The sequence below is a fragment of the Paenibacillus sp. GM2FR genome (assembly GCF_002803325.1).
Lineage (GTDB): Bacteria > Bacillota > Bacilli > Paenibacillales > Paenibacillaceae > Paenibacillus_AQ > Paenibacillus_AQ lautus.
The window spans coordinates 47697-60268 of sequence record NZ_MKZM01000011.1 but is presented as its reverse complement, the minus strand read 5'-3'; the positions used below and the strand labels follow the sequence as shown (position 1 = coordinate 60268).

At 53.3% G+C, this 12572-nt stretch carries 9 protein-coding genes; 5 read left to right on the top strand and 4 right to left on the bottom strand.

The annotated features are described in order from the left end of the window. Positions 1–69: 69 nt before the first annotated feature. Positions 70–720, bottom strand: a complete 651-nt coding sequence (locus PAEVO_RS28655; protein WP_100540899.1) for a response regulator — start codon at positions 718–720, stop codon at positions 70–72. Between the two features lie 53 nt (positions 721–773). Continuing rightward, on the bottom strand, positions 774–1934 hold the full coding sequence (locus PAEVO_RS28650) for a sensor histidine kinase (protein WP_243390979.1): 1161 nt from the start codon (positions 1932–1934) through the stop codon (positions 774–776). A gap of 161 nt (positions 1935–2095) precedes the next feature. Between PAEVO_RS28650 and PAEVO_RS28645 the strand changes: the two genes are divergently transcribed. Genes PAEVO_RS28645 through PAEVO_RS28635 form a run of 3 tightly spaced genes read left to right on the top strand, consistent with a single transcriptional unit; the run spans position 2096 to position 5454 of the window. Continuing rightward, complete coding sequence (locus PAEVO_RS28645) at positions 2096–3070, top strand: ABC transporter ATP-binding protein (protein WP_243390978.1); 975 nt, start codon at positions 2096–2098, stop codon at positions 3068–3070. Between the two features lie 46 nt (positions 3071–3116). Next, positions 3117–4298 (top strand): ABC transporter permease, encoded by a 1182-nt coding sequence (locus PAEVO_RS28640; RefSeq protein WP_100540897.1) that lies wholly within the window; start codon positions 3117–3119, stop codon positions 4296–4298. Next, positions 4291–5454 carry an ABC transporter permease gene (locus PAEVO_RS28635; protein ID WP_100540896.1) on the top strand — a complete coding sequence of 388 codons (1164 nt, stop codon included), beginning with the start codon at positions 4291–4293 and terminating at the stop codon, positions 5452–5454. Before PAEVO_RS28640 ends, PAEVO_RS28635 begins: the two co-directional genes overlap by 8 nt. Before the next feature lie 201 nt (positions 5455–5655). Here PAEVO_RS28635 and PAEVO_RS28630 read toward each other — a convergent pair whose 3' ends face one another. Both PAEVO_RS28630 and PAEVO_RS28625 read right to left on the bottom strand, forming a co-directional pair. Continuing rightward, positions 5656–6471 carry an OmpA/MotB family protein gene (locus PAEVO_RS28630; protein ID WP_100540895.1) on the bottom strand — a complete coding sequence of 272 codons (816 nt, stop codon included), beginning with the start codon at positions 6469–6471 and terminating at the stop codon, positions 5656–5658. Continuing rightward, a complete protein-coding gene (locus tag PAEVO_RS28625; RefSeq protein WP_100540894.1) occupies positions 6455–7249 on the bottom strand; it encodes a flagellar motor protein in 795 nt (264 codons plus the stop codon). Before PAEVO_RS28625 ends, PAEVO_RS28630 begins: the two co-directional genes overlap by 17 nt. Positions 7250–7552: 303 nt before the next feature. On the opposite strand from PAEVO_RS28625, the gene uvrB reads away from it, so the two are divergent. Both uvrB and uvrA read left to right on the top strand, forming a co-directional pair. Then, entirely contained in the window at positions 7553–9544 is a 1992-nt protein-coding gene (uvrB, locus tag PAEVO_RS28620; protein ID WP_100540893.1) for an excinuclease ABC subunit UvrB, read from the top strand. A gap of 102 nt (positions 9545–9646) precedes the next feature. Continuing rightward, the gene (gene uvrA / locus PAEVO_RS28615; protein ID WP_100540892.1) at positions 9647–12514 is read left to right on the top strand and encodes an excinuclease ABC subunit UvrA; all 2868 of its coding nucleotides are present in this window, start codon (positions 9647–9649) and stop codon (positions 12512–12514) included. Positions 12515–12572 lie beyond the last annotated feature (58 nt).

The window sequence follows — 12572 nt, the reverse complement described above, 5'->3', positions numbered from 1 at the left end:
GGTCTTTGTCCTATATGGACAAAGACCCGCTTTTTTGATTGCATAAGCGATGAAATGCTGTATATGGAGCTAGCCCTGCACTTTTTTTAGATAGAAAATGGCGATTTGCGTTCGATCCCGAAGATTCAGCTTCCCCAGAATTTCGGTAACATAGTTTTTGACCGTACCTTCACTTAAATAAAGCTGTCCGGCAATTTCCTTATTGGATAGACCCTCCGCAATAAGGACAACGACCTTCTTCTCTGCAGGGGTCAGCCCGAATTGTTCAAGCTCAGCAGATTTGGGGACGGGCTGCGCCGTTGGACGAAGCAGGCCAGTCAGCTTGCGGGCGATGTCGGGATGAATCAGCATGTTTCCATCATGCACTGTTTTGATCCCCTGGATGATGCGGTCCGGCGGAATGTTCTTCAGCAGATAGCCGCTGGCCCCGTTCTGCAGAGCTTCCACGATATAATCATCATCATCGAAGGTGGTCAGCATAAGCACTCGTACATCCGAATATCGTTCACGAATTCGTCGCGTTCCCTCAACGCCGTCACATACCGGCATGCGAATGTCCATGAGCACGACGTCAACAGAAAGTCCGCCCTCCAGCATAGCCAGCGCTTCTTCGCCGTGCTCCGCGACAGCCGATACTTCGATATCCGGGTCCATCCCCACCAGTAATTTCAAGCTTTCCCGAATGAACGGATCATCATCTACAATTAAAACGGATATCATGGATGGCCACGACCTTTTCTATAAAATAAGATACAACATCTTGTCTTGTTAAATTACATAATCTCACGCTTCTGGTAGACAGGCAGCCGGGTGATGACGGTAAAAGGTACGGTTCTCCGTACCTCCAGCGTCCCACCCACCACTTGGGTTCGTTCGAGCATGCTGCTCATTCCGATTCCTTGACGGTCCCGTGCAGCTTCGTGGCCAATCGGCTCCCGAACCGTACCATCGTTGGAAACCTCCATCCTGACGTCCTGGTCTCCGTAATCCAGGATGATTTGGATCCGTTTAGCCTCGCCATGGCGGATGGCGTTCGTGATCGCTTCACGGGCATTTTTGTATAGCACCACCTGTTGACTGGGATAGAGCGGATAGGGGATGCCCTGCAATAAAAGTTCGGTCTCGATCCCGGTCTGTCTGCCTGTCTCCTCCAGCAGCCGATCGAGGGAATAGTCGTCGGTGATCCGCCGGGCCGGATTCATTTGTTTCACGGCCGTTCGCATCTGCTCCATGCTCTCTCCCAGCTGGTCACGGATTTGACGGAGCATATCTATACCGCGCACGGAATCATGCGGAACGGTAAGAAGGGCTGCTTCCATCATCATTTTAACGCGAATCAGGCGGTGGCCGATGTCGTCATGAAGCTGGCGGGAGATGCGGTTACGCTCCTCGGCCTGGGCCGCACTCTCTACCTGATGGGCGAATTGCAGCAATTGTCTGCCTGCCTCGTCCTGCTGGAAATGCAGTCTTTTCAGCTCGTCGTATAACTGAATATGATCCGCTTCTTTCTGATTCATTTCATGGATGTGGTTGAATGTTACCGCCATGAACAGAAACAGCAGATTGGCTGTCGTCAGCAGCAGCGCATCGTAATCGGTAATGGCCATGTTGAGCAGCACAAGGTGACCGAACGCCAGCCATAGCCTGCCTGGCCGCTCGAACAAGGGCAAATAGACGCATAGGGTGGAGATGGACAGGAACACCATCATGAAGCCGAATTGATGGCATAGCCACAGAGATAGTAGAATTTCCAGCAGAGCGGCTGCCTTCAGATAAGCAGGCGATGGCAAAAAGCGGCTTAGCACCGTAATCGCCAGAAACAGCAATATGTACACCATATATGCCCCGTAATCATCGAGCTGCTGCAAAAAGATGTCCGCGGCGGCCGGAAGGAGAATGAAGCCATACCTTAGATAGGTGAGTGGGGATGTCACGTGCGATCAAACCCTTTTCCATAGTGAAATCAAACCGTTCAAACGATTGGCTTCATTATATCACAAGGATGTTTTCGGCAAGGAGATGACTTTCGTCACCCTATAAAGTGACTTCTTCTACCTTAAAAAGCCGGCCATTCCGGATAGAATGAAATCAACAAATGGATACGAGAGATATGAGAAATGGAGTGGTGAATATGGCAGTCTTTTTGCAGATGAGGGATGTCGTGAAACGATATGGAAACAAGCTGTCGGTGGATCATATGAACCTGGAAGTGAACGAAGGGGAAATCTTTGGGCTTCTAGGACCGAACGGGGCCGGCAAAAGCACGTCCATCAGTATGATCTGCGGCCTTCTTCCCAAGGATCAGGGCAGCATCAAGTTGGACGGTATCTCAATTGAAGAGCAGCCGCTGGAGGTGAAGCGGAGAATCGGGTTGGTGCCGCAGGATCTGGCTCTATATGAAGAAATGTCGGCTTGGGACAATGTCGCTTTTTTTGCAAAATTGTACGGACTGCGCGGCCATCTGCTGAAGGAACGGGTGGAAGAGGCGCTGGAGTTTGTCGGCTTGCAGGATCGGGCGAAGGAAAAGCCGTCCACCTTCTCCGGGGGGATGAAACGAAGACTGAATATTGCATGCTCGATCACGCACCGTCCGAAGCTGATCATTATGGATGAGCCTACGGTAGGGATTGATCCGCAGTCCCGGAATCATATTCTGGAATCCGTGAAGACGCTGAACCGCATGGGCTCTACCGTTATTTATACAAGCCATTACATGGAGGAAGTTGCTGCGATCAGTGATCGGGTAGCGATTATGGATCAAGGTCATGTTATCGCCTGCGGGACGCAGCAGGAGCTTCGGGCACGCGTGGCGCATGAGGAAAAAATCATCATTACTGCTGATGGGATCACACCCGACCTGGTGGAGGAGCTGACCATTCACCCGCGTGTTCGGCGCGTCACCCAGAATGATAACGAGATCGAAGTATATGTACCGTCGGCTCAGGATGAGCTGCAGGATATTTTGTTCATCTGCAGTAAACATCATACAATTCTCCGCTCCCTGCAGTGCGAGGAGCCGGGGCTTGAAACGCTGTTTCTCAGCCTAACCGGGCGAACACTTCGCGATTGATCATAACGGCACGTGCAGAGGAATCCATGAAGGAGGAATACCGAAAATGAATACGATGATTATCGCCTGGTTTGAGCTAAAGCGGATGGCGACCAGCCGAACGGTGCTGATCAACCAGTTTTTGCTGCCGCTCATTCTTATTTTTATATTGGGAAACGCGCTTTCGGGCTGGTTCGGAAACGATCAGGAATTTAAACAGCCATCGGTCAGAGTGGGATTTGTGTTGGATGCTGCGGAAGGAGGCCAGCTGCCGGGAAGCATTCAGGCTCTAACAGGCTCGCCGGAAATCCAGGAGATTCTCGTTCAAGAGATGGCAGCCAGCCGTGAGGAGGTTGAAGGGAAGCTGCGCAGGGGCGAGGTCGATTACGCGGTAGTGATTCCCGCTTCCTTAGATGAACGGATGGGTCAGGGAGCGGACGTGAAGCTTGAATTGCTGCCCGGAAGAGACCGTAATCTCAACCTGGTAGCAGACACGATCTTTAAGACCTTTATCGCAGATGCCAATCACAAACAGGCGGAGGTTATCGTCATGGGCGGAGATCAAGTTCTTGCGGCTCAAGCGGCAGCGCCTGTGGAAACCTCGTCTGGCCCGAACGTAACGATTGGGAAACTGAGCGAGAAAGGAGCCACGTATTCAGCAGCCCAATATTACGCTGCCTCCATGCTGATTATGTTTCTTTTGTATTCGGGTCTGATGGCAAGCAGCAGTCTGCTGGGAGAGCGGGAAAGCCGGACCCTGTATCGCCTGCAAAGCGCACCCGTCACCCCCGGAACCGTATTTGCCGGTAAAATTATCGGCTGCAGTCTGATCACGCTTGTACAGGCAGCAGCCATTGTGCTGGGTTCCATGTGGCTGTACGGCGTGAAATGGGGCCCCCACCCCCTGCTGCTCATCGTGGTCTGCGTTTTAATCACATTATCGTCCATGACCATTTCCACGTTCATCACCCTAGTCTCCTCAACGGCGGCAGGAGCCAGAGGGCTGATGCAGGCGATCATTATCGCCATGACATTTGTGAGCGGGGGATTCATGCCGCTTCCCGTGGAATTTTTCCAGAAGATCGCTTCCTTCACCGTCAATCATTGGGCCATGCAGAGCATGCTGCGGATGATGCTGAACAGCGACGTGCATTTGATTGTCACTTGTCTCGGCATGCTGGCGGCCATTACCGCAGCCCTGTCGGCTGCAGCCATGATTACGTACAGAAAGGTGGGATACCATGCATAGCTTAACCATAGCCTGGCATATGGTAAGACGCACACTGGGGCGCAAAAGAGGCTGGATCGTCTATCTGCTGGTTCCTTGCGTGGTCGTTACCTTGACGGTGTTTCTCTTGGGGCAGACCACGGCTGCGAGCATTCTGGTCTCCTATGTGAATGAAGATGATGGCCCGGCAGGTCAGTATCTGATGAATGAGCTGGAGCGCAGCGGCCAATACGTACTCAAGGAGTCCGAGTCCGAGAATACGCTGAGAGAAGACCTGGTGGAGAATAAAAGCACCGTAGGCGTTTATATACCGGAGGGTTTCAGCGACGGATTGATTGTAGGGCAGCGGCCGACGGTTCAGGTATACGAAGTTTCAACCTCAGAGGCTTCGGTGATGATACGAATGACGGCGGACTCTGCAGTTACGCGTCTGAGCGGAACGGCAGCTTTGATTCGGGAAACCTCGGAGCCGGATGTTGACCGAATGCTGATGCTGCAAGAAGTGCTCAAGCAATCCGCGCTGAATCGGGTGGATACGGAGGTCACGGATTTGAATCTGTACGCCAAGCCGGGACTCTCGAACGTGACGGGTTTTACCCTGATGTTCATGATGACCCTCATCTCCAGCGTGGTGTCGATGATGATCGATGACCGGAGGCAGCGAACGCTGTCCCGCATGTATACGGCACCGGTGCGTGCCTACCAGATCGCTTTAGGTAATTTTCTAGGCAGTTTGGTGGTCGGCTCGCTGCAGGTGATCATCGTGCTTGTTCTGAGCCGGTATGTGCTCCGTTACGATTACGGGGTTCCGTTACTGCTGCATTTCCTTATTCTCATGGCCTTCATGCTGGTATCGTTAGGCGTGGCAAGCACGGTCGCTGGGTTGATCCGGAACGGGCAGAATGCAGCCATGATCAATTCCATGATCGTCACGCCGACCTGCATGCTGGGCGGGTGCTTCTGGCCGCTTGCCATCATGCCAGAGTTCATGCAGAAAATCGCCAATTTCATCCCGCAAAAATGGGCCATTGAGGCGGTGGAGATTGCGGCCACGGGCGGCACGTTGTCCGATATCGCACTTCCGCTGGCCGTTCTTGGCTTGATGGCGGTCATTCTGCTGGCCGTCGGCTCCGCTATCCTGCGGCCAAGCGAGAGCGGAGTTGGGCACGGCGCTTAAAACAAGTATGTTGGAAACCTCTTGGCTCATAGGAACGTTGTTAGTGATCGAATCATTTTTTTAAAGCGAAAGCGCCCGGCCAGATCTGAATGCATGTTGATTCAGTCTGCCGGGCGCTTATTTAATATAGGAGACGATGGGTTAAGCATTTTCTTCTAAGGCAAAGCATGGGAGCGAGTTTAGCCAATGGAGGCTATCTCCCTACTCCTTAAGCTGCCGCAACACCGTAATTTCAACCCGCCGATTCTTCTGCTTGCCCTCGGCAGTCGCGTTATCCGCGGCCGGCCTCGTATCGGCATAACCTGCATACTGGAAGCCTTCGGGGTCCAGCTTGCTGTGGTCAAGGAAGAACCTCAGCACGGACATCGCCCGGGCACCGGAGAGCTCCCAGTTGTCTTTGTAACTGGAGTAGCGGCCGATCGGCACATTGTCCGTATGCCCCTCGATGCTCACCGTGGTGTTTAAATCGCCGAACAGACTGGCTAATTTGCCCAGAACCGGAGCGGCCCCGGGTTTAAGTTCGGCCTTGCCGACATCGAACAGGAAGCGGTCGCTTAGCGTAATGGCAATCCCTTGCGGCTCGTCCGCGATGAAGATATCCTCTTCAAGCTGGTTGTCCTTCACGTATTGCTGAATGAGTCCCATAAAGTTTGCCAGCTCCTCCTCCTGGGCACGGAAAGCGAGTTCTCGCTCGGTTAGCGGTTCCGCAGCTGTATCCTTGCCTTCGCCCTCCTCATCGGCTGGAGGCTTCGGCGGAGGATTCTTATGCTTCTCCGTATCGGCTGTACCGGTGAGGCCTGAACCCATCTCCAGTATGCTGTCTCCGCTCTGGAAGGTGGCCTGCAGGGATTGGGTGACGAGTTTGTATTTTTCCGTATCGAGCCGGCTCATGGCATACATCACAACAAAAAAAATCAGGAGCAGCGTAATCAAGTCGGCATAGGTGATCATCCAGCGGTCCCGCTGGTCGCCTTCAGCCTGCTTGCGCTGACGGCGCCGTCTATTCGGCTGTCTCATGCGCGATCCCCCTTGAGGACGGAATGTCCGTGGTGCCGGCGGAAGCGAAGGAGGCTAGCTTTTTACGAACCAACAGCGGGTGCTCTCCGTTCTGAACAGCCATAATTCCCTCAAGCAGCAGCTCCATATTTGCAATTTCTTCTTCGGAACGTGCTTTAATCTTGGTCGCAATGGGCAAAAAGATAATATTGGCACTTGCGACACCGTATAAAGTGGCGGTGAACGCGACCGCGATCGAAGGTCCGAGACCCGTTGGATCTTGCAGACTGCCCAGCACGTGGATCAAGCCCATGACGGTACCGATGATTCCCATGGTAGGAGCATATCCCCCGGCGGACTCGAAAATCTTGGCATACCCTTCGTGCTTCTGCTCGGCGGCATTGATATCAAGCTCCAGGATTTGGCGCACCATTTCCGGGTCGTTGCCGTCCACGACCATCTGCATGCCTTCCCGCAGGAATGGATCCCCGTGTTCGGCCGAGATGCGCTCGAGCGCCAGCACCCCGTCTCTTCTGGCCGTTACCGACATATCGACAATGGCGTCAATCAGCTCGTCCGTTGAACGATTGCTGCGGCCGAAGGCCAGCTTGAGGGCAGCCGGGATGGTGCGGAGCCGGGTAGCCGGGAAACTGACGATGACGGCGGCGATGGTGCCGCCGAATACGATAAGCGCAGCCGCTCCTTGCAGCAGGCCGCTCAGATGCCCGCCTTCCCATAAAAACCCTCCGATCAACGCGGCCAAACCGGCGAGAATGCCAAGAATAATCGTAATATCCATAACGCTGTACCATCTCCTTAAGGAAGTTAATTGTAGATCATGGGTTTGCTTGAAGCTAGTCCGACATGGAATTTGAAGGCTGCCGGGCCCTAGAAGGTGTGGCCCGGAACATTCGCGCTGGAACTTATTGAAATTTTAATTAAACTGTTTGCATCAAAAAAACGTAAAGGGTATAATGAGACGGGAACAAATATTCTTATTCCTTACGTAGACACCACTAATTTCCCATAGTATATCATCGGGAAGTTTCGACATATCTTTTAGCATGAATTTCATTTTAGAGTATGAGGGTGATGAAGGGCAATGAGCGATTTAGTTGTCAGTACCAAATCCTTTGAGATCCAGTCTGAATTCCAGCCGCAGGGCGATCAGCCCACGGCTATTGATGCGTTGGTCGAAGGACTCCGCCAAGGGAAAAAACATCAGACGCTGCTAGGTGCAACAGGAACGGGGAAGACGTTTACGATCGCGCAGACAATCGCCAAAGTAAACCGTCCCACACTCGTCATTGCGCATAACAAGACGCTGGCTGCACAGCTGGCCAGTGAGTTTAAGGAATTCTTCCCGAACAACTCAGTGGATTATTTCGTGAGTTATTACGATTACTATCAGCCGGAAGCGTATATCCCTTCCTCCGATACGTATATCGAGAAGGACTCCAGCATTAATGAAGAGATCGATAAGCTCCGCCACTCTGCAACGAGTTCGCTGTTTGAACGGCGCGATGTCATCATTGTGGCAAGCGTATCTTGCATATATGGCTTGGGTTCGCCGCATGAGTACGGCGAAATGCTGCTTTCGCTCCGGGTAGGCATGGAGAAGCCGCGGAATGAGATCTTGTCGCGGCTGGTTGATATCCAGTATCAGCGGAACGATATCAACTTCGTTCGCGGTACCTTCCGCGTCCGCGGGGATGTCATCGAGATATTCCCGGCCTCGAAGGGGGAACAGGCCGTTCGCGTCGAGCTGTTCGGCGACGAGATCGAGCGGATCACGGAGATCGACGTCTTGACGGGCGAGCTGGTTGGAGAACGCGAGCATATCGCCATTTTCCCGGCGTCTCACTTCGTTACCCGTGAAGAGACGATGCGGGTAGCAATCGTGAATATCGAACGCGAATTGGAAGAACGCCTTGAGCTGCTGCGCTCGGAAGGCAAGCTGCTGGAAGCGCAGCGCCTGGAGCAGCGTACCCGTTACGACATCGAGATGATGAAGGAAGTCGGATTCTGCTCCGGCATCGAGAACTACTCCGGCCCTCTGACCTTCAGGGAGCCTGGAGCTACGCCATATACGCTCCTTGACTACTTCCCGGACGATATGCTGTTCGTCATTGATGAATCGCACGTGACGCTCCCGCAAATCCGCGCGATGTACAACGGTGACCGGGCACGGAAAACGGTGCTGGTCGATCACGGCTTCCGCCTGCCGTCCGCGCTGGATAACCGGCCGCTGAAGTTCGAGGAATTCGAGGAGAAGGTCAATCAGATCATCTACGTGTCGGCTACGCCTGGTCCGTATGAGATGGAGCACTGCGATACGATGGTTGAACAGATCATCCGGCCGACAGGCCTGCTTGATCCGATCATTGATGTGCGCCCAACAGAAGGGCAGATCGATGACTTGATTAGCGAGATCCATGACCGGGTGGAACGTGACGAGCGTGTGCTCGTGACGACCCTGACGAAAAAAATGTCAGAGGATCTGACCGATTATCTGAAGGAAATTGGAATCAAGGTTCGTTACATGCACTCCGATATCAAGACGCTGGAACGGATGCAGATTCTGCGCGATCTGCGGCTTGGTACATTCCACGTGCTGGTGGGTATTAACCTTCTACGGGAGGGTCTTGATCTGCCGGAGGTTTCCTTGGTAGCGATTCTGGATGCGGACAAGGAAGGCTTCCTCCGTTCGGATCGCTCGCTCATTCAGACGATCGGCCGGGCAGCCCGGAACTCGGAAGGTAAAGTTATCATGTACGGCGATAAGATCACCGATTCGATGGATCGGGCGATCAAGGAAACTGAGCGCCGCCGCAGCATCCAGGTTGCTTACAACGAGAAGCACGGCATAACGCCGCAAACGATCCGCAAGAAGATCCGCGATGTCATCGAAGCAACCAAGGTTGCGGAGGGCAAGGCGGATTATCTGGTGGGCGAAGGACAGAAGATGTCGAAGAAAGATCGCCAGAAACTGATCCAGCGTCTCGAGGCCGAAATGAAGGAAGCAGCGAAGAATTTGCAATTCGAGCGTGCGGCCGAGCTTCGTGATGCGCTGCTGGAGCTGCAAGCTGAATAAATTAGGAGAGATGAATGACAGGGGGGACGGCCTAAGTGGTCGTTCTCTTTGTGAAAATATAAGCACCACATGCATGCCATATGGAGTAGGAGATGATATCGTTTGGCAAGTGAAAATATTGTGATCAAAGGCGCACGTGCACACAATCTGAAAAATATCGACGTCACGATACCGCGTGACAAGTTCGTCGTTCTTACGGGGCTTAGCGGCTCGGGCAAATCCTCTCTCGCATTCGATACGATTTATGCCGAGGGTCAGCGCCGTTACGTGGAATCCTTGTCCGCTTATGCACGCCAGTTCCTCGGACAAATGGAGAAACCGGATGTCGATTCCATTGAAGGCCTATCGCCGGCGATATCGATTGACCAGAAAACCACGAGCCGAAATCCGCGCTCTACGGTAGGTACCGTAACGGAAATCTATGATTATCTCCGTCTGCTGTTTGCCCGGGTAGGACACCCGCACTGTCCGGAGCATGGCATCGAGATTACCTCCCAGACGGTCGAGCAAATGGTAGACCGCATCATGCAGTATCCCGAGAAGACGAGACTGCAAATTCTCGCGCCGGTCATTTCCGGGCGAAAGGGCGAGCATAAGAACCTGTTTGCCGATATTGCGAAGCAGGGCTTCGTTCGGGTGCGCGTCGATGGAGAACTGCGCGATCTGTCGGAAAGCATCGAGCTGGAGAAGAACAAAAAGCATACGATCGAGGTGGTTGTGGACCGGATCGTAGTTAAGGAAGATATCGAAGCACGTCTGGCCGATTCGATCGAGACGGCACTGAACCTGTCAGGCGGTCAGCTCCTGGTTGATATTATGGGTCAGGAGGAGCTGCGGTTCAGCTCCAATTTTGCTTGCCCGATCTGCGGCTTCAGCATGGAAGAGCTGACCCCGAGGATGTTTTCCTTCAATACCCCTTTCGGTGCTTGTCCGGATTGCGACGGTCTGGGCGTCGAAATGATCGTGGATCCGGAGCTGCTTGTACCGGATACGAGCAAGAGCGTGGAGGAAGGTGCCTTCGCTGCATGGAGCGGGGGCACGTCGACTTATTATCCGCAGTTTCTGAAATCGGTCTGCGCGCATTTCGGCATTCCGCTGGACAAGCCGGTCAGTACCTTTAGTCAGGAACAGATGAATAAACTGTTGTACGGTACGGGCAATGAGAAGGTTCACTTCCGTTATGAGAATGACTTCGGTCAGCGCAAGGAAGCGCATGTGACCTTCGAGGGCATCATTCCGAACCTGGAACGTCGCTACCGCGATACCAATTCCGAGGGGATTCGCGAATACATCGAAGGTTATATGAGCAGCAAGCCATGCGATGTTTGTAAAGGTCATCGTCTCCGGAAGGAAAGCCTGGCCGTTACAATCAATGATCGCAACATGGCTTATGTGACCAGCCTGTCGATCGGAGAATCCCTGAAATTCTTCGATCACCTGGAGCTTAGCGAGAAAGAAAAACAGATTGCCAATCTCATTCTGAAGGAAATTCACAGCCGTTTGGGCTTCCTTGTCAATGTGGGTCTGGATTACCTGACGCTCAGTCGTTCGGCGGGAACGCTGTCGGGTGGGGAAGCGCAGCGGATCCGGCTAGCCACGCAGATCGGCTCCAGCCTGATGGGCGTGCTGTACATTCTGGACGAGCCCAGCATCGGGCTGCATCAGCGGGATAATGACCGCCTGATTTCGACGCTGGAGCATATGCGGAATCTGGGCAATACGCTGATTGTGGTCGAGCATGACGAGGACACCATGATGGCTGCGGACTATATCATCGATATCGGTCCCGGCGCTGGTATTCATGGAGGCCAGGTCATTGCTGAGGGAACCCCGAAGGAGATTATGAACGACCCTAATTCTCTGACGGGCCAGTACCTGAGTGGCCGCAAGTTTATTCCGGTCAGCAGCAAGCGACGCAAGACCGATGGACGCTGGCTCGAGATTAAAGGCGCGAAAGAGAACAATCTGAAGAATATCAACGTGAAAATTCCGATTGGTGTCTTTACGGCGGTAACCGGCGTGTCTGGGTCAGGGAAATCGACACTGGTTAACGAGATCCTCTACAAGACACTCGCTCGTGATTTGAACAGGGCCAAAGTACGTCCGGGGCAATACCGTGAGATGAAAGGTCTGGAGCATATCGAGAAGGTCATTGACATCGACCAGTCACCGATTGGCCGTACGCCTCGCTCCAACCCGGCGACCTACACGGGCGTCTTCGACGACATCCGGGATATCTATTCCCAGACGAATGAAGCGAAGATTCGCGGATACAAGAAGGGCCGCTTCAGCTTCAACGTGAAGGGCGGACGCTGCGAGGCTTGCCGCGGGGACGGTATCATCAAAATTGAGATGCACTTCCTGCCGGATATCTACGTGCCTTGTGAAGTATGTAAGGGCAAACGCTACAACCGCGAAACGCTGGAAGTCAAATATAAAGGCAAGAATATCGCTGAAGTACTGGAGATGACCGTTGAGAATGCAACGGACTTCTTCCAGAACATTCCGAAGATACACCGGAAGATGCAGACGCTGATGGATGTCGGTCTGGGTTATATTACGTTGGGCCAACCTGCCACCACATTGTCCGGTGGTGAAGCGCAGCGGGTGAAGCTGGCTTCCGAGCTGTACCGCCGCAGCACAGGCAAAACGATGTATATTCTGGATGAACCGACCACCGGCCTGCATGTGGACGATATCGACCGTCTGCTCGTTGTGCTTCACCGTCTGGTGGAATCCGGGGAGTCCGTCCTTGTCATCGAGCACAATCTCGATGTCATTAAGACCGCGGACTATCTGATCGACCTGGGTCCTGAGGGAGGCAGCGGCGGCGGTACCATCATCGCTACCGGAACGCCTGAGGATTTGGTGAAGGTGCCGGAATCTTATACAGGGAAGTACCTGAAGCCAATCCTGGAACGCGATACAAAGCGAACCAAGGAATTGAACAAGGTGGAAGCGGCACGTTAATAGCTGCTCCCTTGCTTCTGCAAGGGAGACCGGATGAATGGACAGTATCTTAAACGAA

Bases quoted from the DNA above. Each gene is read 5' to 3' on its own strand.
- PAEVO_RS28645 (WP_243390978.1), top strand. From the start codon at position 2,096: ATGGATACGAGAGATATGAGAAATGGAGTGGTGAATATGGCAGTCTTT.
- PAEVO_RS28640 (WP_100540897.1), top strand. From the start codon at position 3,117: ATGAATACGATGATTATCGCCTGGTTTGAGCTAAAGCGGATGGCGACC.
- uvrB (WP_100540893.1), top strand. From the start codon at position 7,553: ATGAGCGATTTAGTTGTCAGTACCAAATCCTTTGAGATCCAGTCTGAA.
- PAEVO_RS28630 (WP_100540895.1), bottom strand. From the start codon at position 6,471: ATGAGACAGCCGAATAGACGGCGCCGTCAGCGCAAGCAGGCTGAAGGC.
- PAEVO_RS28625 (WP_100540894.1), bottom strand. From the start codon at position 7,249: ATGGATATTACGATTATTCTTGGCATTCTCGCCGGTTTGGCCGCGTTG.
- PAEVO_RS28635 (WP_100540896.1), top strand. From the start codon at position 4,291: ATGCATAGCTTAACCATAGCCTGGCATATGGTAAGACGCACACTGGGG.
- PAEVO_RS28655 (WP_100540899.1), bottom strand. From the start codon at position 720: ATGATATCCGTTTTAATTGTAGATGATGATCCGTTCATTCGGGAAAGC.